This window comes from Eggerthia catenaformis OT 569 = DSM 20559, assembly GCF_000340375.1.
GTDB lineage: Bacteria > Bacillota_I > Bacilli_A > Erysipelotrichales > Coprobacillaceae > Eggerthia > Eggerthia catenaformis.
Window position 1 is genome coordinate 218,314 of record NZ_KB446649.1, and the last position, 22,774, is coordinate 241,087.

Genomic DNA, 22,774 nt, shown 5'->3' on the forward strand with positions numbered 1-22,774 from the left:
TCTGTCAATCTTTAATTCATAATTTGTTGATTAGTGCTATAAATAATTATAATACTCAAGATAATCACTTAGTTTTCCGGCTAAGATTTTATCAGTTGCTTTGACATTCTTTAAAAAGCGATAACTCTTAGCACCACTTTCATAAATAATATACAATTTATCCTCATCTACATACATGTTTTCAGAACATTGATAAATATCTATAAAAGCTCTTTTCTTTAAAGATTTCATAGTCCTTCTATCTATCTGATTTATATAAAGCCTAGAATAATCCTGCTTTCTTGAATCATTAGAAGATGAATAAAGAATATAGTCTTTATGATGTCTAGAAGCAAAAATAATACCTTGCGTATAATAAGGAAGAAATCCTTTTATAAGTGAGGATGATTTGTTTTTTGTAGAAATGATTTCTAAATCTTCATATCTTTTTTCACTATATTTTCCTACATAAATATACCCTTTATCATAAGCTAAAAAACTTGGCTTCACTTGAGTTTTTAAAAGACTGTCATAATGGACATGATGTGTATTTAAGCCTTTAAGAAGTCTTTGTCTGCTGATGATCTGAATACAATGCTGTGATGAATCAGCAATATAAAGTTCTTTCTTATCTTTATTATAGGATATCCCTCCGGCATGGCATTTATTATAAAGACTGATTTCAATAACTTTCTTTGTATCTTTATGAATCATATAAAGAGTGGAATTCTTTATTTTATTTTTATCATAAGATGAGACAATAAAATAATCATCCATCATAGTAAGCCCTTGAGGAACAAATGAAGTATTTAACCCCGGAATATCTATTGAATAGCTTTTATATTCTTGCAGTCCTTTTTGATAAATGCTTAAGTCAGGTTTCTTTTCTGAAATACAGCCGAATAAACTGCCTATTAAAAATAATAGAATAATCTTTTTCATACTATTTATCCAAATAATCAATACAAAGCTTTGTAATGCCATCCAGCATATAAGGACTGGCTTCTTTAATAAAATAAAAATCAGGAAGGTAGTATTCTGGGATAAAAGAGGATAATTTCTTCTTTATTTCATTCATGTCAGGAGTCATAGGAGATCTTATAGCGACAGCCTGAGGAGCTAAAGTACATAATGACGGAAGAAGACCTGCACATACAAGTTCTAGGGCTCCCTCCTGTGTCCAAGGAAGGTTATGCAGCTTATCAGAAAGCTGCATGCGCTCTATAAAAAATTTGATTTCTCCTGCTAAACCTTTTCTTCCTTTTACGATCTTCTTATCAACCAGAATCCCCTGTCCGCCGGCATGATAGCCAAAGGGCTGTGTATGGAAAAGAATATCAGAATACTCCGGATGCTCTAATGAGAATCCCATTACTGCCGCATTCGCATTATTTGATACCAGTATTTCTATTCCATAATGTTTTTCAAATTCATTTTTAATATCTATTTCATCTTCCTGATATCTTAAATAACGCATCTTTTCTGTTTCATCCACAATACCCGGAATCGCAATTCCTATTAAATCTATATGTGAATACCTTAATAAAATTGTATCAATAATATCATAAAGATCATAGATATCAAAAGAAGGCTTAATAATCAAATTAGAATCAATAATTGTATTCCCCTTATATAAACGATAGTAGGTACGTGTCTGGGCAGTATTTGGCATCATAACTAAAGATAGAATAGATGCTTTTGTAGATTCCTTACAATGACATGATACTGTCTTTTTCTTCTGTTTATTTTTAAATGCTTTCACCTCATCATTAATGTAATTAATAACTGTCAAGGTATCATAAGAAGCAAAGGCTCCGGTTGGTATTTGAAGAACAGGTCTGTCAGTCAGGCTCTCCTGAATACGATGAAGCATATAACCGATCTGTGGAGCTAATAATATAACATCATATTTTGTTGCTTCCTGATAAATATTCAAATAAGAAACAGCATCAAAATGCATATCCAGTTCAAGCATTTTAGCTGATTCATTTAAATTCTCAGCAAACATAGAGGTTGTCAATCCTGCTGAGCATGATAATAAAATCTGTAAGGTTTTTTCCTCTTTTAATTTTAATAAAGTATCAATCATTTCCCGGTACAGCTGCTTGGCATGATCAATATTTTTTAATTCAAAATGAAGATAAAACTTAATATTCTCATCTTTTAACGAAACGATTGTAAATTCTACTAATGTGCTTTTATCAATATCAGTAAACTGAATAGTAGATACTCCATAATCTGTTTTTAATTCAATAGTATTATCTGATATCTCATTAATAGAATATTCTGTATTCTGATGTTCTTTAATCCATTTTCTATAATCTAAGCTAATCATTTTCTTCTCTCCGAACATATTATTTCTTTAAATAACTAATATACTTATTTCCAAAAGCTTCAATACTTTCTAATACGAGCCTTAGCTCTTTACCAATATCAGTTAATGAATACTCTACTCTTAAAGGTACTTCAGGATAAACAGTCAGACAAATCAATTTATTTTTTTCCCGGCTTTTTAATTATGTAGATAAAGTAGCCTGTGTCATTTCTATTTCCTTTTCTATCTGATTAAATCTTTTAAAACCATCAGATAAGCATTCTTTATTCATTCCGGTACTCTCCTTTTCCATTTTTTAATAAAGCATTTCTCTTGTATTTAGTATAATATCGCCTTATATTTTAAGCAAGTCAGAAAATTAAAGTATACTTTTTTTGATAAGAATTACTATTTAAGGAGAAAAACAATGATTACAAAAGGATTAAAAGAAAGAAGAAGTATCTATTCATTAAATAAACAATTACCAGTCAATGAAGAAGCGGTCATTCAGACTATTCAGGAAGTAGTAGAATACGTTCCTGATGCATTTAATATGAAAAGCCAGAAAGTCTTAGTTGCTTTAGGGGAAAAACAGGATTTATTATGGGATACCATTTATGATGCTTTTGAAGGAAAAGTTAGCAGAGAAAAAATTAACAGCTTTAAAGCCGCTGCCGGTACAATCCTATATTTTATAGATACAAAAATTGTTAAAGGATTGCAGGAACAATATGCCTTATATGCTGATAACTTTCCAATATGGGCACAGCAATCAAATGGTATGCTTCAGATTAATATTTGGAGTGCATTAAGAGAGCTAGGAATTGGTGCAAACTTACAGCATTATAATCCGGTTATTGATGAAAAAGTAAAAGCTCTATTTAATATTCCTGAATATTACCAGTTAATTGCTCAGATGCCTTTTGGAGGTATTGATACTTTACCGGATGAAAAAGAAAAAGAAAACATTAATAAAAGAGTTACTATTGTCAAATAAGATTATTAAAGGAGAATTTAATAAATTCTCCTTTAAGCTTTAAAAGTATCTAAAAAGATACTCCATCCGATTACATCCTACAGTCCTTTTAGCTTTCTTTAAACTATCGCCTGCTTCTTTTTTCTTACAGACAGTTCTTGTAAAGCTTTTTTTGCTTCTTGCCTTAGTCTTCAACCTTCAAACTTTCATCAGCAGTTTTCCAAAATTCTTTTCTTATCTTCATCACTTTTGAATTACTGCTGTGAATACGCTTCTCTTACTTTAAGCATTGATTTTTGTTACCTATTATAAGATTCCCACCATTAATATTTCACATATTAATGATTGCTGTTTCTTATTTTTCAGTAACATTCCTCTTTTTTAGATCTGTAGCCTATGCATAATTGACATCATTCACATGTAATCTTACTGAAGTATCTTTATCTAAAGAAGATCTTTTCTTCTTTTCTGATTAAAATATAGCATAGTTTGAAAACGTTTACAAGTAAAATTTTAAATTTTTTTAATATTTACAAAGATTGTAAAAAACAGCTCTTTTTTTATTAAAATAGAGCTGTTTTTAAAAACTATTTCTTTAAGCTTTTTAAATACTCCTTCATTTTTGCTTCATGTCCATTATCTGTTAAATGATAAAACTTTTCATCTTTAATAAGATCAGGAAGATATTGCTGATAAACATAATGATTTTTATAAGAATGAGGATATTTATATCCTTTTCCTCTATTTAGTTTACCGGCATTTTTATAGTGAGCATCCTGCAGATAAGAAGGAATCGCTAAATTGCCTGTTTCTCTAACTTTCTGTATTGCTTCATCAATACCTATAATAGCCGCATTGGACTTAGGAGCACATGCCAGATAGGCTGTTGCCTGAGCTAAAACAATCCGTGCTTCGGGCATCCCTATCATTGTTGCTGAAGCAGCTGCTGATGAAGCAATTGTCATTGCTAGAGGAGCTGCATTACCAATATCTTCACTTGCCAGTACAATAAGCCTTCTGGCAATGAATTTAACATCTTCTCCTGCCTCCAGCATTCTCGCCAGATAATAGATTGCCGCATCAGGATCACTCCCTCTTACTGATTTAATAAAAGCGGAGATTGTATCATAATGGTTATCTCCTGTCTTATCATAACGAATAACTTTCTTTTGAATACACTGTTGAGCAACAGAAAGGTCAATATGGATAAATCCATCTTCTAATCTTTCTGTTGTAAGAACTGCCAGTTCCAAAGCATTAAGTGCTCCTCTGGCATCACCATCAGCCATATCAGCTAAAAATGAAGCAGCATCCTCTTCTAAAATAACTTTTTTAGTTCCCTCTCCTTTTTCCCGATCATTAATTGCACGATAAAGAAGCTCTAATATATCTTCTTTATCTAAAGGTTTTAATTCAAAAATACGTGATCTGGAAATAAGTGCACTATTCACTTCAAAATACGGATTTTCAGTTGTTGCTCCAATCAATATAACAGTTCCATCTTCTACATAAGGCAACAAATAATCTTGTTGTGCTTTATTAAAGCGATGAATTTCATCTATAAAGAGAATGGTTCTTCTTTGTGTCATAGAGAAACTATGAATAGCTCCATGAATAACATTTTCCATATCTTTCTTACCTGCGGTTGTTGCATTAACCTGCCTGAAATCAGCACTTGTTGTATTAGCAATTACTCTAGCTAATGTTGTTTTGCCAACACCCGGAGGTCCATAAAGAATAATTGAGCCAAGCTGATCTGCCTTGATAGCCCGATATAATAATTTATCTTTTCCAATAATATGCTTTTGTCCTACATATTCTTCTAATGTATCAGGACGCATCCTGGCTGCTAAAGGAAGATTCTTCTCTTTTTCTTCATGTGTCATATAATCAAAGATATCCATAGCTTGCTCCTTTCAATAAAATATCAAATAAGCATAGATTATCTATGCTTATTTGTCTTTGCTTTTTTTATATATATATTTCCTCCCTCAAAAGAAAATATACAATCATCTTTATATTCAGTCAGATAAGCGGCATAGTCAAAATGTTTTAGTCTTTGTTCCATATCTTCAATATTAATATGTATTTCTTTATTATTATCCATAATCAGTCTAACTCTATTAGGATAAGCACGTAATGGATTAAAAATAACATCACTAACCGCATTTTTAATTATAGTGGGAACTTTAATATAAGCTTTTGCAAATGCTTTTACAACCGATAATTTATCAAAGTTAAAAAGCTTTGGTAAGCCATTTGTATTCTTTACTTTATAATTTGTTCCTATTTTTACTACATTACCTAGTTCATCAATAATATATGTCTGTTTCTTCAATTGACATACAGCAATGATTTCAGCTTCTTCAACAGTAATAAGAACATTTCCTATTAAATCCTTTTTAACAGATGCCTTTTTAACCAATCCCATTGTTTCTAATTCTTTTTTAACACTCTTTGTATTAAGAAAAAGATAGTTTGTTTTTAAAGTTTTAATCTGACTTCTCTGAATAATCAGATAATCAGAAATAACTGAGTTTCCTTTTATTTTAATTGTCTTTACTTTTGATAAATCACTTATAAAGAAACTTGTGATTAAACATAATACCAGAAACAGAGATAATAATATTATTCTTTTTTTTCTTCTCTTCTGTCTCTTTTTAAGAAGATAAGTCTTTCTAGGATCACTATCATAAATATGATAATAATCAGCAGTTTCTTCTTTTTCCTTTCTTTTGTTGAATATCATATCTATTACTCCCAGTTTACTAATATAACTTCTTTTTCTAAATGAATACCTGATTTATTATAAACTGTACTCTCTACATGAGTAATCAGCTCCAATATATCTTTACCGCTGGCATAACCGTTGTTCACAATAAAATTAGAATGTTTTGGAGAAACCTGTGCTCCTCCTATTTCATATCCTCTTAATCCCGCCTCATCAATATATTGCCATGCCGACTTTTTTTCAGGATTTCTAAACACACTCCCTGCACTAGGCATATTCCAAGGCTGAGTTGCCATACGTCTTTCTTTACGCTTATCTAAGACTGCTTTAATAGAAGCGGGATCTTTAGATGTCATTGTAAATAAAGCGTCTATTAGAATCCATTCCGGATGATCCTGCAAAATAGAATGACGATAGCCAAACTGCATATTTTCTTTGTTTAATTCAATAATCTCATTATTTTCATTTAAAACATGAGCAGATGTAAAAACATCAGCAAAAGCATATTTATAAGCTCCGGCATTCATATACAGACCGCCGCCAATGGTCCCGGGAATCCCTCCCATGAATTCAAATCCTGATAACCCTGTTTTTGCTGCCTGATAGGCTAAAGCAACAAGACCTGCTCCGGCTTGAGCTCTAATCTGATTACCATTGAATTCTACTTTATTAAAAGCATTAAGGCTAATAATAATCCCATCATATTCACGATCAGAGAATAAGAGATCGCTGCCTTTTCCAATTACCATGAATTGAATTTGAAATTCATGACAATATGAAATCAATTGTTTCAATGATGAAAGATCTTTTACTTCCACATACAGTCTCGCAGGACCACCTACTTTAAATGTTGTATGCTTATACATCGGTTCATTTTTTATAACTGTACCAGGATTCATATTCAACAAATCCTGATAAATCACTTGATACTTCATTTTAATTCCTCTTTATCAGTTTTAATATTTCCTGATAGATATCATGGCAGGCTTGTGGCTTGCCTAAAGCCATAGAAGCCTGTTTTCGCTGTATACGAAGATCATCATGTATCATCAGATTATTAATCTTTTTAAATAAGTTCTCGGCAGTTAAATCTTTTTCTAAAATCATCTCGGCAGCACCATGATCACATAGTTCTCTTGCATTATACTCCTGATGATTCGCAACAACATAAGGTGAAGGTATAATGACTGCCGGTGTTCCTAAAGATGTAATTTCAGCCAACGTGGTTGCACCGCCTCTTGTCACTAATAAATCACATGAAGATAAAACACTTGGCATATCATCAATATAAGGAACAATATGAATATTATTCTGATAAGAAAATGTTTTCATCTCTTCATAATGGGCTTTTCCTGTTGCGTAAATAATATCATAAGATAAACCATTAAATTTTTCCAAAGCTTTTTTCATAAGATCATTTATTGTTGCAGAACCAAGAGATCCCATGACAATAACGACTATTTTTCTTTTTTTATCTACATTATAAAGATCATGAATATCAGTCAGTTCAGTCTCATGAACAGCCTGAGCCCGCGGATTTCCTAATAATTTTGTTTTTTCTTTAGGAAAAGCCTGATAAGCTTTTTCATAGCAACAAATAATTTCATCCACTCTCTTAATAAGAATTTTATTTGTTAAGCCAATAATAGAATTCTGTTCATGAATCATTGTTTTAATCTTTTTAAAACTGGCTGCTAAAACAATAGAAGCACTAGGATATCCTCCAAATCCTACAACAATATCAGGCTTAAATTCTTTTAAAATCTGTTTACTGGTATGTAATGACTTAATAAAAATAAAAGCATTCTTCAATTTATTTAAAGGATTACCAACCATTCCTTTTACTTTTAATCCTTTATAAGGATATCCTAAAGATGGTACAATTTCAGCTTCTAAGCGATCTGTTGTTCCTACAAATAAGAATTCACTTTCCGGATCTTGTTTCTTTATATATTCAGCTAATGCCAGAGCAGGATATAAATGTCCTCCTGTTCCCCCTGCAGATACAATTACTTTCATATATATCCTCCTAAAAAAGCAGCTTAAAGCTGCTTAACCATTTCTTTAAAGACATTACCTCTTTCAGCCATATTCTTAAATTCATCAAATGAACTTGTTGATGGTGAAAGGAGCACTATATCTCCTTCGATTGCTAGCTGTGAAGCTTTGATGACAGCCTCTCTCATATGTTCACATATATAAGTATGAGGATGATTCATATCTTTCGCAAAACGTTCTCCTGATTCTCCAAAAGTAATCAGTATTTTAATACGATCATTATATTGAGCCACATCCCTAATATCAAGACCCTTTTCATGGCCACCCATCAATAAGATGACAGAATGATCAAACGCTTTAATCGCAATAACCGCCGCATCAGTATTTGTACCTTTAGAATCATTATAGTATTGAACACCTTTTACCTCTCTAACAAATTCAAGGCGATGTTCTACCCCATGAAATAAGGATATTCCTTCTTTGATATCCTGCAAAGATAAGCCTGCATGTCTTAATGCAATAATACTCACCATAATATTTGAAACATTATGAAGACCGACAATCTTAATATCAGACCTGGCAATAACCGGTTCTCCTTTATAATAGATAATATCATTAATGAGTTCACAGTCTGCATGATGTAAGACAGAAAATGTCTCTACACTGCAGGGAACAGGATATCTTTTAAGATATTCCTGTAATGTAAAATCATCAAGATTCAAAGCATAGATATCCTGCAAATCAGTATTTTCATAAATACGCATCTTAGACGCATAATATTCATCTAGTGAATCCATATAATCTAAATGATCAGGCGTAAGATTTAATACTGAAGAAACATGCGGATGAAATAAATCAATATCAATAAGCTGAAAATTACTCATTTCAACAACAACGTCATGTCCGCTATTTTCATAAAGCTTATAATCCAATACAACATCACAATAAGGTATGCCATAATTACCACATATATGAACAGCTGAATGATGTCTTTTTAAAACTTCATAAATCAGTGAAACTGTTGTTGTTTTGCCATTTGTACCGGTCACTGCAATGTAGTTCTGTGGTAAGGCCATCTGATAAGCCAATTCAATTTCAGTATAGACAGGAATTCCTCGCTGTTTTAATTTAAGTATAAAAGGAGCATGGTAATTAATACCCGGATTCTTTATTACAAAGTCAAAATCACGATCAAAGAGTTCTTCAGGCTGACCGCCTGATACAACTTCTATTCCCTGACTTATATAATTCTCGTAATCTTCTATTAAAGAAGCTTCTTTTGACTCATTGATAGTAATTTTAGCACCGAAATGCTGTAAAAGACGAACTGCCGCCTTACCGCTTCTTGCTAAACCTAAAACCAGTACTTTTTTATCTTTTAATTCCATATTAGAAGACTCCCAGTAAAATACCTATAATACCGGCAATAAAACCGATACCCCAAAATATAGTAACAACCTTTAGCTCACTCCATCCAATCATTTCAAAATGATGATGAAGAGGTGCCATTTTAAAAACACGCTTTCCTCTTGTTTTAAAAGAAACAACCTGAATAATAACGGATAATGTTTCTATTAATGGAACTGCTCCGATGATAAGCAATAATAGTTCCTGCTTTGTAAATACTGCCAGAGCAGCTAGAACCGCTCCTAAAGCCAATGAACCGCAGTCACCCATAAAAATACGAGCCGGATTATAATTAAAATAGAGAAAGCCCGCCAAGGCTCCAAGTAATGCTGCTGAAGCAACAGCAGCCGGGTAAAGTCCCTGACTTAATGCAAAAATAGTAAAAGGTGCCATTGCAACAATCACAAGACCGGTTGCCAAGCCATCCAGACCATCTGTTAAATTAACTGCATTACTTTCAGAAGTAAACATAAAATAAACAAGAACCGGATAAAGTATTCCTAAATTAATTTTAATATTACTAATAGGAAGAATAATTTCAGTAGAAAAGTTAGGTAAAAACTTCTTTGCCAGAAAATAGAAGCCTATTGCCAAGGCAGACTGTAAAACATATTTATAAAGAGGCTTAAGTCCTTCATTATTATGTCTAACCACAATCAGATAATCATCAATAAATCCTATTAATCCATATCCTAAAAGTACAAAACTAAATAGATTTACATAAGGATTAAGCAAATAGTTAATATTTAAAGCATATACACTTAGTGCTGCTAGAATAAAGACAGCACCGCCCATTGTAGGTGTACCGCCTTTAGCTTTATGTGAAGCTAATCCTTCTTCTCTTTCTACCTGTCCAAACTTTAATTTGTGTAAAATCGGAATTACTTTTGGCATAGTTGCCATTACGATGATTAAAGGTACTGTAAATCCAAGCATCAGCTGTAATAAGATCATAATTTCTCCCCTCTTTTAACTGTTTGTAATATACCATATTTTTAGCATACTTACAAATTTACTTTGCTGATACCTTAATCTTTACTTTTGAATTAAGAATTGTTCCCTTACTTACTGACTGTTCATAAATAGACCCTACACCATTGACTTCAATCTCTACTCCTGCTAAAGAGGCAAAAGCTTCTGCATCCTTACGGCTCCATCCTATCATTGATGGCATTTCGATCTTATCACCATCAGTTAAAAGCATAACTTTGGTAGTTGATGAAACCGTTGTTTTTGCTTGAGGATACTGCTTAATAATTGTTTTTCCATTTCCTAAAATAATTGGTGAAATATCATGAGCAGATAATATTTTTTTAGCATAATCTGATGACTGATTGATATAACTTTCTAATTCGTATTGTGAACTCTTAACTTCCTTTGAATTACCTTTTAAAAGATTTAATGAAGATTTCATCATTGTTTTTACAAGATCACCACTATATTTTAATCCACCTGTCTCATTCTGATACCAAATTACAATCTCAATTGTTGGATCATTATATGGTGCTAAGCCTACAAATGAATGAGTATAAAGTTTTTCAGAATATTTTCCGTTAACAGCAACCTGCCCTGTTCCTGTCTTACCTATGATTTCTATCTCATCACTCTTATAACGCCATCCTGTAGCATGCTCACCATTAACAACAGTATATAAAAGGTATTTCATCTGCTTGACCGCTGATGAAGAAAAGATCTGTTTAGAATAAACTGATTTTCCCTGATAGACTATTTTCTTTGTTTTAGGATTAACAACCTTATCAACAAAGTATGGTTCTACAGTTTTTCCATCATTCGCAAATGTCGAATAGCCTCTCAACAATTGTAAAGCAGTTGTAGTAGATCCTTGTCCAAAACCGGTCGTCACATATTCTAAAGATTTAGTTTTGCCATCAAAGCCGGCAACACCCGAGCCTGAATACATACCATCAATACTGCTTGACTGAAATAAGCCCAAATCCTTGTAATCCTGAAGTAAAGATTTCATATCTGTATGATTCATTAGAATATTACAGATAGCTGTATTTGAAGAATGCTTTAGACCTTCACCATAAGTGATTTTCCCCCATCCTCTTCCTTGATTATAATCATGAATAGTAGCAATTATCTTACCGGCACTACGATAATTAAAAGATCCGGACATATAAGTATCTGATGTCTTAATGACCTTATCAGTTAACGCATTACCATAAACAAAAGCTTTAAATACTGATCCCGGTTCGACTGCTGTATTAAGAAAAATATCATTATAAGATTTAAAATCACGTTTATTAGGGTCAAATGAAGGGTAGTTACTTACAGCTAAAATTCTACCTGTCTTAGCTTCCATAATACCTACAGTCGCCTGTGTTGGCTTTGCTTTTTCAACAAATTCTTTAAGACAAGAATCTAATTCACTTTGTAAATGACTATTAATAGTTAAATAAACATCATTACCGGCGGTTGCATCAGTCTTTGAAATAACACCGTCAGGAACAAGATTTCCATTATTATCAGTCAAATAAGTTCTCTTGCCATTTTTACCGGAAAGCCAGTTATTATAACTCTTTTCAAGTCCCATACGTCCGGTAATTGTATAAGGGTCAGCTTCATCTGCCACATTTGCATAACCTATCACATAAGATGCAAAATCTTTATATGGATAGTTTCTAGAAGTCACTTCAGTAAATTCTATACCTGGAAGCTTATATTTCTCTATCCTTTCTTTAACTATCGGTGATAGATTCTTACCGGCACTCCCAAATTCCACCTGATAGCTTTTTTTACTTAACTTATCTAAAATAGCTTCATAAGATAAATTAATATTTTCAGCAAGTATCTTTGCTGTTTTCTTCTTATTGACAACATATTCTTTTTTACCGGAAGCACTTTTTCTAGTATCAGACAAAACAGCATAAATATTATATTTCTTAACATCTGCTGCCACAATCTCATTATCACTCGTATAAATAGTTCCACGTGAAGCCTGGATAGTTTCAGTCACTTTAGAACTTGCTGATACTTTTGAGTAATCCCTGATATTCTGCTGACTCAGCAAAGTCTTTCCGGTTGTTACCAGATAAACAACATTAAAACTAAGTATAAAAACAAGAAATGCAAAGATTCCCAGCATAATCTTTGCATAACGGTTTTTTCTTCTAATTTTCTGCATTCTTCTTCACACCCACTACAGTAGTAGCTACTTGACTTTGCTGGTAAGTATATCCTTTTTTTGAAACAACTTTCTTTATATTCGCAAAAGAAACCTGTTCTTGCTTTTTCATTTTCAAGCCATCAATATCTGACTTTAAAGCTGAGATTTCATTCTGTGCTGTCTTTGTTTGAGCATTCAGGCGAATTTCATAAGAGTTTAAAAAGACATTACACCCAATCAGCAATAATACTGAAAATAGAAATAATCTCTTTGCAAATATACATATTTTAGGCTGTTTTTTCTTATTTTTTTTCATCTTCTTTAATCCTCTCAATCACTCTTAATTTTGCAGAATGAGAACGATGATTGTTCTCTAACTCTTCTTCACTTGCCAGAATAGGTTTCCTATTCACCTTAATAAATGATGGCTTTAAATAATCCGGAATAACTGCTATCTGTTTAGGCAGTTCTTTCTGATTTGATACTTCATTAAAAGTATATTTAGCTATCTTATCTTCTAAAGAATGGAAAGTAATAACCGCTATTCTTCCCCCTACATTCAATAAAGATAAAGCATCATGTAACGATTTTTCAAAAACATTAAGTTCATCATTAACTTCAATTCTAATTGCCTGAAATGTTCTTTTAGCAGGATGACCTCCCGTTCTTCTTGCTCTGGCAGGAATGGCTTTTCTAATGATTTCAGATAGCTCAAATGTTGTTTCAATAGGCTTGATCTTTCTTTCCCTTTCAATATGTCTAGCGATACTTTTGGAAAATTTTTCTTCACCGTATTTAAATAAAATACCTATCAATTTCTCATAACTGTATTTATTAACAACATCATATGCAGTTAATGACTGCCGGCGGTTCATTCTCATATCCAACCTAGCATTCTCTCGATAAGAAAATCCTCTATCGGCATGATCAAACTGTGGTGATGAAACACCTAAATCATAAATAATACCATCTACTTTAAATATTCCTCTTGCTGCTAATTCTTTTTTTATATCTTTAAAATTTGCATGAATAATGGTGAAATGATCTGAAATCTTAGCTAATTTCTCATTGGCTGAAACAATAGCTTCATCATCCTGATCAAAACAGTAAAGATGCCCTTTATTAAGCTTGCTTAAGATCAAGGAGCTATGACCGCCTCCGCCAAGTGTACAGTCCACATAAAGACCATCCTCTTTAATATTCAGCATATCAACAGTTTCATTAAGCAGAACAGTCTTATGTTTAAACATCTTATTCTCCTTCACCTAATAATTCAGATAATCCATCAAACGATTCATCCTGAGCTGCATAATACTGATCCCACGCTGTTTCATTCCATATTTCCATATGGTCTCCTACTCCAACCACGACACATGTTTTTTCAATATGAGAATGATTTCTTAAAACAGCCGGAATATTAATTCTGCCCATTTTATCAAATTCACATTCACTGACTCTCGATGTCACTAATCTTAAAAAAGCACGTGCATCTTTTTTGGTTTGTGGAAGCTTAGAAAGAGATTCATAATATTTCTGCCAGCCTTCTTCATTATAGACATTCAGACATCCATCATTGCCTCGTGTCACATAAACAGTGTTTGTACATTGATTACGCATCTTGGCCGGTATGCTTAATCTTCCTTTAGCATCTAAATTGTGTCTGAATTCTCCAAAGAACACTTTAATTCACCACTTTTCCCCTTCTGTATGACATATTTTGACATTTCATGCCACTATTATAACAACTTATTTCACTAATGTATAGAAAAAACAGAAAAAAAGGTAAAAAAAAGATAGCTTCCGCTATCTTTTGATTATACATTCTTAATTTTTACACCATCGTATGAACCACAATGTGGGCAAACTCTATGAGCAAGTTTAATTTCCCCACATTCTTTACATCTAACAACTGTAGGTGCTTTTAACTTGTCGTGAGTTCTTCTCTTATCTCTTCTTGTGCTTGATACTCTTCTTGCTGGTACTGCCATAGTTCTACCTCCTTATTTATTCTTAAAGTAATCTTTAAGATCTGCAAGTCTTGGATCAATAAAATCATCTTCTGCTTTTAAATCCGCTTCATCAAGAACCTGCCATCCCTGACCGCTTCGTTTCATTGTTGCCCCTTCTTTCACAACACGCATCGGAACAGCCAACATTATTTCTGTAAAAATAACCGGTGTCAAATCCGCTACATCTTTTTTTGCTTCTATAAAGTTTTCTTCTTCATCAAGCTTATAGAAAGCAAATGTTTCTATTTCGTTTATTTCAAAAGGATAATCTACATTCTCATTTGAAATAGCACAAGGAACAATCATTATTCCTTTAATATGAAGGTCAACATAAAGTCGTTCATCCTGGGCAACATAACGACCACGTCCACTTGCTTCAATGTTCTTTAATCCATTGATACTTGATAAGTTATAGAACATTTCTTCAGGGAATTCAAGCGATTCCTTAAAGTCAAATTCTCCATTTGATTGTTTAATCAGCCACGCTTTATTCCACTTCAAAATAGTCACCCTCTATAACTGCATGAACAATTATAATGAATAAAAAGATATAAGTCAATAATAAAATCATCAAATTCAGATGATTTACACTACATATTTTCTCATATCATGATAAACTATATAAGAGGTGAATTTATGAAAATATTAGGTATTATCGCAGAATACAATCCATTTCATCTAGGACATGCTTATCATATTCAAAAAGCTAAAGAAATGATTCATCCTGATGTTACTATTATTGTAATGAGCGGTGCTTTTGTGCAAAGAGGAGAACCGGCAATTATTAATAAATGGACACGTTCTAAGATTGCGGTTGAAAATGGAGCAGATCTGGTGATTGAATTACCTATTGTATGGAGTGTTGAATCAGCTGATTATTTTGCTTATAGTGCACTTTATCTGCTTAATAAAATGCATGTAACTGATTTAGTGTTTGGCAGTGAAGATGGAAATATTAAAACTTTTACTTCTATTGCTTATGCTATCAATAAACATCCTGATACATACAATCAGCTTATAAAACAATATATGTCAGAGGGATATCGCTATCCTGATGCCTGTAACAAATCATTAAATCATTTACTGAACAAAGAAATCAGAACACCAAATGATCTTCTGGGACTTGCCTATGTTAAAGAGATTATCTCTCATAACTATCCGATTATGCCTCATTGCATTAAACGTACAAACGATTATCATAGTTCACTTATTTCATCAGTATCCAGTGCTACAGCTTTACGTAAAGCACTCAAAAATAATCAGGATGTTTATTCTCAACTTCCCGGATATCAATACTATAAAAATGATAGTTTATTTGATTTTAATCAGTTTTTTCCTTACTTAAAATATACAGTTTTAACCCATAACCATCTGGAAGATATTCATCTGGCTGATGAAGGAATAGATAATCTCTTAAAGAAACAGATCATGTCTGTATCTTCTATGGATGATCTCATTACTTCCCTTAGCAGTAAACGTTATACTAGAAGCCGCATATCAAGAATGCTTGTTCATACCCTCCTTAACAATACCAAAGAACAGATTAAAGAAGCTATGCACTTCTCTCAGATTAGACCTCTAGCATTTAACCATATAGGTCAAAAATATTTAAGAGAAACAAAGTTTGATTTACCCCTTACCACAAAGATATTAAACCATAATGATCCGCTCTATATTATTGAAAGAAAAGCTTCACTGCTTCTCTCAATAATAGATCCTCAAATTATTGAACTGGATAATAAAAGCATTCCCTACCATCAGTAGGGGATGCTTTTTACTGTCTTAGTTTCGCATTAAATTCTTTTGCAATTCTTTCCAATATATTTTCAATAGCTTTATTAATTGTTTGATCATCAAGTGTTCTTGATGGATCTTCAAAAAGTAGTGATATCGCAATAGATTTCTTATTTTCTCCGACATGTTCTCCTTCATAAACATCAAAGATAGATGCAGACTTTAAGATCTTAGTACTCTTAGTAATTGCTAACACAAGATCATATGCAGGCACTTTCTTATCTACAACCACCGCAAGATCTCTAGAAACACTAGGATATTGAGGAATAGGTGTTATTTTTAATGCACTTGTACGTAAACTTAAAATCTTTGTCAGATTCAATTCAGCTATATATGTTTCTTTAATATCATATTCTTTTTCTTTTGATGGATGAATCTGTCCAATAACACCGACAAGCTCTTTACCAAACTTAATATAACAACTTCTGCCCGGATGTAAAGATAAATGATCCGGTTCTATCTTTTCTAATGTATATCGTTTTTCATTAATACCTAATTTTTCAAAGATTGTTTCGACAAAACCTTTCATTAAATAAAAATCTACTTTTTTATGAATATTCTGCCATGGAACATCAGTATATATACCGCTGCATACAATTGCAAGCTGTGAAACCTCTGTTTCAGGTGCTGAGTAAGTATTAGAAATTTCAAACAGATGAACATCTTTATTTGAATGAGCATTATTATAAGCAACTGTTTGTAACAATGAAGGGATAAGAGACTTTCTTACAATGCTTCTTTCTTCACTTAGCGGACTCATCAGTGAGACCTGATGATTATCATGGAAGAAATTAAAATCTCTGGCTGCTGAAGGTGAAGTTAAGGTATATGTCAGTGTTTCATGTAATCCTAATGATGATAATAATGATCTCAGCATCTTTTCTTTTGCCTGTTTAGAAGTTAAAACTCCTTTTGTCATTGACATAACAGGTAATGTTGAAGGCAAATTATCATAGCCATAAAGACGTGCAACTTCTTCAGTTAAATCAGCATCCATACTTATATCATTACGATATGTTGGAATAGTAACCTTAAATCTGCCATTTTCTAATGTATAAGGAAATTGTAAGCGATCAAAGATCTCTGCAATTTCTTTTTCAGAGAACTCTGTTCCTAATAGACTATTTGTACGCTTAACACTTGTTTCTACTACTTTAGGAGATTTGATTTCACCCTGTGAAACAGTTTCATAGACTTCTTTTGCACAAGCAACATCTATAAGCAAATCAGTACAGCGGTCTAATACATATAAGGTATTCGCTGTATCTATAGCTCCTTTAATATAATGTTGAGAAGCATCAGTTAAAAGATTAAGCCTTCTAGCAGTATTACGTAAAGCCGCACCATCAAAAGTAGCTGCTTCAATCACAATATTCTTTGTATTCTCATCAATTTTCGTATCATTTGATCCCATAATACCGGCAATACATCCAATCTTATGATCAACAGATACAATTACATCATCTTCTAATATCTCATATTCTTCACCATCAAGCATTCTCTCTTTTGTATGAAATCCCGTCTTGATCACAAAAGACTTTTCTAACAGCTTATCATAATCATACATATGAATAGGCTGTCCTGTTTCCAGCATTACAAAATTAGCAATATCAACAATATTATTAATAGGCTTTATTCCACTTGCCAGTAAAGCATTTTTTAGCCATCCGGGTGATTCTTTAGTAACCACATTTTTAACCAGTTTTACCCCAAAAAACGGGCATAATTCTGTTTCAATAGAAACTTTAATATCACTTTTTAATTCATTATGTTTCTTAACTTCCGGAAGAACAACATCTCTTTTTAAAATAGCCGCTACTTCATGAGCAAGAGATGTCATTGCCATACAATCAGATCTGTTTGGTGTTAATCCAATATCAAGAACATAATCATCTAATCCCATATATTTTAAAGCATCTTCTCCTATTGGAGCATCTTTATCTAAAACATGGATACCTGCTTTATCTTCATCTCTTAAGAGTCTTTGATCTTCTATTAATTCAGCAATAGAACAAATCATACCGTTAGATTCTTCACCACGAATCTTGCCTGCTGAAATCTTTCCGCCATGAATCTGACAGCCCGGTAAAGCCACTAAAACCTTCTGTCCGGCAGCTACATTAGGTGCTCCACAGACAATCTGTATCACTGTATCAGGAGCAATTTCTACCTGACATATATGAAGATGATCACTATCAGGATGATCTATACATTCTTTAATATATCCGATCACAAGTTTTGTTGCTTGTGCTAAAGGATAAGAAGCTTCTACCTCATGACCGGAACGTGTAATCTTTTCTGCTAACTCTTCTTGATTCTGATCTTCGATATTTACATAATGATTTAATACTTTTAAACTTGCCAGCATAATTATTCCTCTCCTGCAAACTGATTTAAGAATCTTAAATCGTTGTTATAGAAATCTCTAATATTCTCAATACCATATTTCAACATTGCTACTCTTTCTAAGCCAATTCCAAAAGCAAATCCCTGATAAATTTTAGAATCATAGCCACACATTTCTAAAACATGCGGATTAACCATTCCGGCTCCTAAGATTTCAATCCAACCAGTTTTTTTACACATTGAACATCCTTTTCCACCACAATGTCCACAGCTGATATCTACCTCTACTGATGGTTCAGTAAAGGGAAAATAAGAGGGTCTTAAGCGTATCTCTCTTTTTTCACCAAACATCTTCTTAACAAAGACTTCTAATGTTCCTTTCAGATCAGCCATAGAAATATTCTTATCTACCACTAAACCTTCACATTGCATAAACTGATGTGAATGAGTAGCATCATCATCATCTCGGCGATAAGTCTTGCCCGGACAGATAACCTTAATAGGCTGATTACCTCCCTTTGCTAACATAACATGAGCCTGAACAGGAGATGTATGAGTTCTCATTAAAGTTGTCTCATTAATATAGAAAGTATCCTGCATATCTCTTGCCGGATGCCCTTTAGGCAGATTCATCAATTCAAAATTGAAATGATCACTTTCAACTTCCGGACCCTCTGCTACTTCATATCCCATACCTAAAAATAATTCTTCAAGATCTTCCTTAACAATTGTCAGAGGATGCAAAGAACCTTGAGGAAGCTTATAGCCAGGTAAAGAAATATCAATATCTTCTCCGGCAAGTTTAGCCTTAACCGCAAGTTCCTCTAATCTTAATTTTGTATTTTCAATATAATCATTAATATCTTTCTTAACTTGATTACTAACCTTGCCAAATTCAGCTCTCTGCTGCTGAGCCATTGTTTTCATTTGCTTCATAGCCTGCTGCATAGGTCCTTTTTTGCCAAGATAAAGAACTCTTAAATCATTTAGCTCTTTTAAGTTTTGAACTTCAGAAAGCTTTTTTAACGCTTCTTCTCTTATCTTTATTAATTCATCCATGATTATCCTCCTAAAATATAAAAAGCCGTTCCTTTTAGGAACGACAATAATCGCGGTACCATCCTAATTCGTATATCATATACGCTCTTAATTCACATTAACGCAGTATCACGGCGAGTATTAATCGCACTCCAAGGTGAATTCAATAGATAATCATTTAGAAACTTCTCAGCAATCGTTTCCTCTCTTAAAATAAAATATCTATTTACTTATCCTTATCTTCGCATTACCTATATTATAGCTATTTTTTTTATTATGACAAGACTTACTTATAAAATATAAGGTATAAAGATTATGAGTCCAATAACAGCTGCAAAGATAGCCGATACTAGAACAGCACCGGCACTACAGTCTTTAGCTGTCTTTGCTAAAGGATGGTAATCCGGACTAGCTAAATCGACAATTGCTTCAATAGATGTATTCACTATTTCTAAAGAAAGCACTAAAGCAAATAAAAGAAAACAAATCAGCCACTCATACATCTTTATCTGAAAATAAATCCCACAGATAATAACCGCAACCATAAATATTATATGAATCTTAAAATTACGTTCTCTTCTAAAAGTCTCACCAATACCATTAAAAGCATAATAAAAACTTTTATACAAAGGTCCTTTCATTTATTTCACAACCTTTTCTAAGCGTCCGCCCACTACCCATCTTGCTTCCCCGGAAGCAGCTACACATGTTGAAAGTAAAACTAATGGCGCTTTCTTATTAGAAACACTTCTTGTATGTACAGCTCCTGACTGAAGCTGTTTGATATACTTATTATAATCCACATTATTTGTATAATACTTATCTTCTGTAGCATTAACTTTTTTAATTACATATACTGAATAAACGTAAATAGAGCCATCAGGCAAATAAATATAAACATAAGGATTCTTATCAAAAAACTCTTTATTAGAAAATTTTCTAAGTGCTGCAAAACGAGAACCGTTTTTCATATTATGACCATAAATAATAGTCTGAGAATCAGTAAAGTCAGGCTTATTAATACTATCCATAAAAACTTCACCCGCAAAGCTATATTTCTTATCAATCGTAGTATGAATATAAGTATCATTTGTTTTTCCATGCAAAATTACTTCATCAATTCTTGTTCCGGGAATATAAATCCATCCTGCAACATCTTTGTTTCTTTTCTTTAATGATACAAAATCAATTTTTCTTTCTAAAGGATTTTCCACTGATTTCTTATTCTCTTTAGGCTTAACATATTCATCTTTAATCTCTTCTGTTTGTTTATCAACCTGATAATAATCGTAGAAGATCTTTCCCAAGTTAAAAGAAGCATATAAAAATACTCCAACACATACTATAAGCAATACTTTTCTTATTTTATCAAACATTCTATTTCTCCTCTATTGTACACGATAGACTACTCTAAAGCCCTTTTCATTTTTTACAACACTTCTATTCTCTATTTCAATATCAGTAATAGATATCCAAGGCTGATGATGAATCTGATAAAGAAACTCATCTAGAGAAGCTTCCTCTCCCTGTATTTCTGCTTCTACTCTTCCATCGTACATATTTCTTACCCATCCGCTTAATTTCAAACTTTCAGCTATACTTAAACATCTGTATCGAAAACCTACACCTTGTACCATTCCACTAAAATAATAATGTCTTCTTATCATATGAATAACCTACTTTCTGTATTTATACATAATAATACCGCCAGCAATCGCAACATTTAAAGATTCCATATTACTAATAGGTATATAAAGAGACTGATTACATAATTCAATAATATGAGCATGCATGCCATTCCCTTCATTCCCTAATACAATAGCCATTTTATCATAATTTTCTATGTTATCTATATTCGATGCATCATCAAGAGTGGAAGCCGCTACATAAACACCTGATTTTTGAAGTTCCGGTATAATTCTTTCTAAAGCCCCATTTACAATATTCACTCTATAAATAGCTCCCTGAGTAGCTCGTAAAACTTTATCATTATATACATCAACAGTATCCTCTGATAAAACTATCTGATTAAACCCAAATGCCAGAGCCGTTCTTATCAGTGTTCCTAAATTACCGGGATCCTGAATATCATCTAAGATCAATGTTCTTTTGTTTTCTGTATCCAAATAAGATTTGCGCTTATGACAAATAGCCATATAAGGTTGCGGATTTTTTGTAAATGCAATCTTCTTCATTATATTTTCATTTACTATTGTCGCATCCTTTACATTCTTATCAGTTGTAATCACCACATCCACCACTCCTGATAAAAGTGCTTCTTCTACCATATGCTTACCTTCCACCAAATACTGATGATTTATAATTCTATTCTTCTTTGTTTTTAATCCCATGATTTTCTTAATCAAAGGATTAGATAGTGATGTAATAATCATATATTCTTTCCTTTTAAATAGGCATGTCTTATATCATAGTCAGGCATTCTCTGATAGACTTCTTGATAAAAAGATTTAGAATGATCAGATACTATAAAATGACATAGCTCATGTATAATTACTGAATCAATAATCTCTTTTCTGAGATGAACAAGAGTACTGTTAAAACTTACTTTATTTTCATTATAATAACAGCTTCCCCATCTTGATTTATAATATTTAATAATAATCTGAGGTTTATTAAAATGAAAATCCTTTAAAAGATATTCATCAATTCTATTATCAATATAATCAAACAACAAAGAACTGAGATAATCATTGACTGCTTTTTTAATATTTTTGGTATAAATATAAAGATAATGACCATGAAAATAACATTCATTTTTGCCAAGATCTCTTACTTTAATAGAATATTTTTTTCCAAAAAGAATAATAAAGCCATTATCTTTTAAATCATAATAAGGTTCAAAGGATTCCAAAGCATTAATGAGCTTATTTTGATTCTTGATAAGAAAAGATTCAATATCTGCTAATAATGTCTGATTAGGAACACTTACCTCTAATCTCCCTCCTATAACTCTAACAGTCATAGATTTTATTTTCTTATATTTTATAAGACAATCGTATTCTTGTCCATTCAATTTAATTTTATTCATAAA

Annotated in this window: 23 protein-coding genes, 1 pseudogene and 1 other annotated feature; of the genes and pseudogenes, 2 read left to right on the forward strand and 22 right to left on the reverse strand. The window is 32.4% G+C overall.

Features of this window, described 5'->3' with window-relative positions; genetic code table 11:
* Positions 1-36: 36 nt before the first annotated feature.
* The 3 genes and pseudogenes from HMPREF9943_RS08195 to HMPREF9943_RS09960 all read right to left on the reverse strand — a co-directional run.
* Positions 37-921 carry a hypothetical protein gene (locus HMPREF9943_RS08195; protein ID WP_004803856.1) on the reverse strand — a complete coding sequence of 295 codons (885 nt, stop codon included), beginning with the start codon at positions 919-921 and terminating at the stop codon, positions 37-39.
* Position 922: 1 nt separating this feature from the next.
* Positions 923-2,314 carry an ROK family protein gene (locus HMPREF9943_RS08200; protein ID WP_004803859.1) on the reverse strand — a complete coding sequence of 464 codons (1,392 nt, stop codon included), beginning with the start codon at positions 2,312-2,314 and terminating at the stop codon, positions 923-925.
* A 19-nt stretch (positions 2,315-2,333) separates the two neighbouring features.
* Positions 2,334-2,483, reverse strand: a pseudogene (locus HMPREF9943_RS09960) (winged helix-turn-helix transcriptional regulator); the annotation flags it as partial.
* A 237-nt stretch (positions 2,484-2,720) separates the two neighbouring features.
* Between HMPREF9943_RS09960 and HMPREF9943_RS08210 the strand changes: the two are divergent.
* Positions 2,721-3,290: a nitroreductase family protein gene (locus HMPREF9943_RS08210; protein ID WP_004803863.1), complete on the forward strand. Its 570-nt coding sequence runs from the start codon at positions 2,721-2,723 to the stop codon at positions 3,288-3,290.
* Between the two features lie 566 nt (positions 3,291-3,856).
* Here the strand turns inward: HMPREF9943_RS08210 and HMPREF9943_RS08215 are convergent.
* The 12 genes from HMPREF9943_RS08215 to HMPREF9943_RS08270 form a co-directional block, all read right to left on the reverse strand.
* Entirely contained in the window at positions 3,857-5,173 is a 1,317-nt protein-coding gene (locus HMPREF9943_RS08215; RefSeq protein ID WP_004803865.1) for a replication-associated recombination protein A, read from the reverse strand.
* 38 nt (positions 5,174-5,211) lie between these two features.
* Positions 5,212-6,018: a cell division protein FtsQ/DivIB gene (locus HMPREF9943_RS08220; protein WP_004803867.1), complete on the reverse strand. Its 807-nt coding sequence runs from the start codon at positions 6,016-6,018 to the stop codon at positions 5,212-5,214.
* Between the two features lie 5 nt (positions 6,019-6,023).
* On the reverse strand, positions 6,024-6,935 hold the full coding sequence (gene murB, locus HMPREF9943_RS08225; protein ID WP_004803869.1) for a UDP-N-acetylmuramate dehydrogenase: 912 nt from the start codon (positions 6,933-6,935) through the stop codon (positions 6,024-6,026).
* Position 6,936: 1 nt separating this feature from the next.
* Positions 6,937-8,019 carry an undecaprenyldiphospho-muramoylpentapeptide beta-N-acetylglucosaminyltransferase gene (gene murG, locus HMPREF9943_RS08230; protein ID WP_004803871.1) on the reverse strand — a complete coding sequence of 361 codons (1,083 nt, stop codon included), beginning with the start codon at positions 8,017-8,019 and terminating at the stop codon, positions 6,937-6,939.
* Positions 8,020-8,042: 23 nt separating this feature from the next.
* Positions 8,043-9,386 carry a UDP-N-acetylmuramoyl-L-alanine--D-glutamate ligase gene (gene murD, locus HMPREF9943_RS08235; RefSeq protein ID WP_004803874.1) on the reverse strand — a complete coding sequence of 448 codons (1,344 nt, stop codon included), beginning with the start codon at positions 9,384-9,386 and terminating at the stop codon, positions 8,043-8,045.
* Between the two features lies 1 nt (position 9,387).
* A complete protein-coding gene (gene mraY / locus HMPREF9943_RS08240; protein WP_004803878.1) occupies positions 9,388-10,359 on the reverse strand; it encodes a phospho-N-acetylmuramoyl-pentapeptide-transferase in 972 nt (323 codons plus the stop codon).
* Positions 10,360-10,417: 58 nt separating this feature from the next.
* Complete coding sequence (locus tag HMPREF9943_RS08245; RefSeq protein ID WP_004803880.1) at positions 10,418-12,553, reverse strand: penicillin-binding protein; 2,136 nt, start codon at positions 12,551-12,553, stop codon at positions 10,418-10,420.
* Positions 12,540-12,851 (reverse strand): hypothetical protein, encoded by a 312-nt coding sequence (locus tag HMPREF9943_RS08250; protein ID WP_004803882.1) that lies wholly within the window; start codon positions 12,849-12,851, stop codon positions 12,540-12,542. The genes HMPREF9943_RS08245 and HMPREF9943_RS08250 overlap by 14 nt, the downstream gene beginning before the upstream one ends.
* Positions 12,838-13,785: a 16S rRNA (cytosine(1402)-N(4))-methyltransferase RsmH gene (gene rsmH / locus HMPREF9943_RS08255; protein WP_004803884.1), complete on the reverse strand. Its 948-nt coding sequence runs from the start codon at positions 13,783-13,785 to the stop codon at positions 12,838-12,840. Before rsmH ends, HMPREF9943_RS08250 begins: the two co-directional genes overlap by 14 nt.
* 1 nt (position 13,786) lies before the next feature.
* Positions 13,787-14,215: a division/cell wall cluster transcriptional repressor MraZ gene (mraZ, locus tag HMPREF9943_RS08260; RefSeq protein WP_004803886.1), complete on the reverse strand. Its 429-nt coding sequence runs from the start codon at positions 14,213-14,215 to the stop codon at positions 13,787-13,789.
* Positions 14,216-14,349: 134 nt separating this feature from the next.
* Positions 14,350-14,523 carry a 50S ribosomal protein L32 gene (gene rpmF / locus HMPREF9943_RS08265; protein WP_004803888.1) on the reverse strand — a complete coding sequence of 58 codons (174 nt, stop codon included), beginning with the start codon at positions 14,521-14,523 and terminating at the stop codon, positions 14,350-14,352.
* A gap of 12 nt (positions 14,524-14,535) precedes the next feature.
* Positions 14,536-15,054, reverse strand: coding sequence for a YceD family protein (locus tag HMPREF9943_RS08270; RefSeq protein WP_179191057.1), 519 nt, complete (start codon positions 15,052-15,054; stop codon positions 14,536-14,538).
* A 126-nt stretch (positions 15,055-15,180) separates the two neighbouring features.
* On the opposite strand from HMPREF9943_RS08270, the gene HMPREF9943_RS08275 reads away from it, so the two are divergent.
* Entirely contained in the window at positions 15,181-16,308 is a 1,128-nt protein-coding gene (locus tag HMPREF9943_RS08275) for a nucleotidyltransferase (RefSeq protein ID WP_004803892.1), read from the forward strand.
* 10 nt (positions 16,309-16,318) lie between these two features.
* Here the strand turns inward: HMPREF9943_RS08275 and pheT are convergent, their stop codons facing one another.
* The 7 genes from pheT to HMPREF9943_RS08310 form a co-directional block, all read right to left on the reverse strand.
* Entirely contained in the window at positions 16,319-18,706 is a 2,388-nt protein-coding gene (gene pheT / locus HMPREF9943_RS08280; RefSeq protein WP_004803893.1) for a phenylalanine--tRNA ligase subunit beta, read from the reverse strand.
* A 2-nt stretch (positions 18,707-18,708) separates the two neighbouring features.
* Complete coding sequence (gene pheS / locus HMPREF9943_RS08285; RefSeq protein ID WP_004803895.1) at positions 18,709-19,743, reverse strand: phenylalanine--tRNA ligase subunit alpha; 1,035 nt, start codon at positions 19,741-19,743, stop codon at positions 18,709-18,711.
* A gap of 33 nt (positions 19,744-19,776) precedes the next feature.
* Positions 19,777-19,974: a binding site (T-box leader), on the reverse strand.
* Between the two features lie 38 nt (positions 19,975-20,012).
* Positions 20,013-20,363, reverse strand: a complete 351-nt coding sequence (locus HMPREF9943_RS10105; RefSeq protein ID WP_004803898.1) for a diacylglycerol kinase family protein — start codon at positions 20,361-20,363, stop codon at positions 20,013-20,015.
* The gene (srtB, locus tag HMPREF9943_RS08295) at positions 20,364-21,098 is read right to left on the reverse strand and encodes a class B sortase (protein ID WP_004803900.1); all 735 of its coding nucleotides are present in this window, start codon (positions 21,096-21,098) and stop codon (positions 20,364-20,366) included.
* 12 nt (positions 21,099-21,110) lie between these two features.
* A complete protein-coding gene (locus tag HMPREF9943_RS08300; RefSeq protein ID WP_004803901.1) occupies positions 21,111-21,389 on the reverse strand; it encodes an acylphosphatase in 279 nt (92 codons plus the stop codon).
* 9 nt (positions 21,390-21,398) lie between these two features.
* Positions 21,399-22,115: a TrmH family RNA methyltransferase gene (locus tag HMPREF9943_RS08305; RefSeq protein WP_004803904.1), complete on the reverse strand. Its 717-nt coding sequence runs from the start codon at positions 22,113-22,115 to the stop codon at positions 21,399-21,401.
* Entirely contained in the window at positions 22,112-22,771 is a 660-nt protein-coding gene (locus HMPREF9943_RS08310; RefSeq protein ID WP_004803907.1) for a M48 family metallopeptidase, read from the reverse strand. Before HMPREF9943_RS08310 ends, HMPREF9943_RS08305 begins: the two co-directional genes overlap by 4 nt.
* Between the last annotated feature and the right edge of the window lie 3 nt (positions 22,772-22,774).

Coding starts and splice junctions, on each gene's coding strand:
- pheT (WP_004803893.1), bottom strand. CDS start 18,706: ATGCTGGCAAGTTTAAAAGTATTAAATCATTATGTAAATATCGAAGAT.
- pheS (WP_004803895.1), bottom strand. CDS start 19,743: ATGGATGAATTAATAAAGATAAGAGAAGAAGCGTTAAAAAAGCTTTCT.
- HMPREF9943_RS08245 (WP_004803880.1), bottom strand. CDS start 12,553: ATGCAGAAAATTAGAAGAAAAAACCGTTATGCAAAGATTATGCTGGGA.
- HMPREF9943_RS08275 (WP_004803892.1), top strand. CDS start 15,181: ATGAAAATATTAGGTATTATCGCAGAATACAATCCATTTCATCTAGGA.
- HMPREF9943_RS08195 (WP_004803856.1), bottom strand. CDS start 921: ATGAAAAAGATTATTCTATTATTTTTAATAGGCAGTTTATTCGGCTGT.
- srtB (WP_004803900.1), bottom strand. CDS start 21,098: ATGTTTGATAAAATAAGAAAAGTATTGCTTATAGTATGTGTTGGAGTA.
- murB (WP_004803869.1), bottom strand. CDS start 6,935: ATGAAGTATCAAGTGATTTATCAGGATTTGTTGAATATGAATCCTGGT.
- HMPREF9943_RS10105 (WP_004803898.1), bottom strand. CDS start 20,363: ATGAAAGGACCTTTGTATAAAAGTTTTTATTATGCTTTTAATGGTATT.
- HMPREF9943_RS08215 (WP_004803865.1), bottom strand. CDS start 5,173: ATGGATATCTTTGATTATATGACACATGAAGAAAAAGAGAAGAATCTT.
- HMPREF9943_RS08200 (WP_004803859.1), bottom strand. CDS start 2,314: ATGATTAGCTTAGATTATAGAAAATGGATTAAAGAACATCAGAATACA.
- HMPREF9943_RS08300 (WP_004803901.1), bottom strand. CDS start 21,389: ATGATAAGAAGACATTATTATTTTAGTGGAATGGTACAAGGTGTAGGT.
- murD (WP_004803874.1), bottom strand. CDS start 9,386: ATGGAATTAAAAGATAAAAAAGTACTGGTTTTAGGTTTAGCAAGAAGC.
- rpmF (WP_004803888.1), bottom strand. CDS start 14,523: ATGGCAGTACCAGCAAGAAGAGTATCAAGCACAAGAAGAGATAAGAGA.
- murG (WP_004803871.1), bottom strand. CDS start 8,019: ATGAAAGTAATTGTATCTGCAGGGGGAACAGGAGGACATTTATATCCT.
- HMPREF9943_RS08305 (WP_004803904.1), bottom strand. CDS start 22,115: ATGATTATTACATCACTATCTAATCCTTTGATTAAGAAAATCATGGGA.
- mraY (WP_004803878.1), bottom strand. CDS start 10,359: ATGATCTTATTACAGCTGATGCTTGGATTTACAGTACCTTTAATCATC.
- HMPREF9943_RS08250 (WP_004803882.1), bottom strand. CDS start 12,851: ATGAAAAAAAATAAGAAAAAACAGCCTAAAATATGTATATTTGCAAAG.
- rsmH (WP_004803884.1), bottom strand. CDS start 13,785: ATGTTTAAACATAAGACTGTTCTGCTTAATGAAACTGTTGATATGCTG.
- HMPREF9943_RS08220 (WP_004803867.1), bottom strand. CDS start 6,018: ATGATATTCAACAAAAGAAAGGAAAAAGAAGAAACTGCTGATTATTAT.
- HMPREF9943_RS08310 (WP_004803907.1), bottom strand. CDS start 22,771: ATGAATAAAATTAAATTGAATGGACAAGAATACGATTGTCTTATAAAA.
- HMPREF9943_RS08210 (WP_004803863.1), top strand. CDS start 2,721: ATGATTACAAAAGGATTAAAAGAAAGAAGAAGTATCTATTCATTAAAT.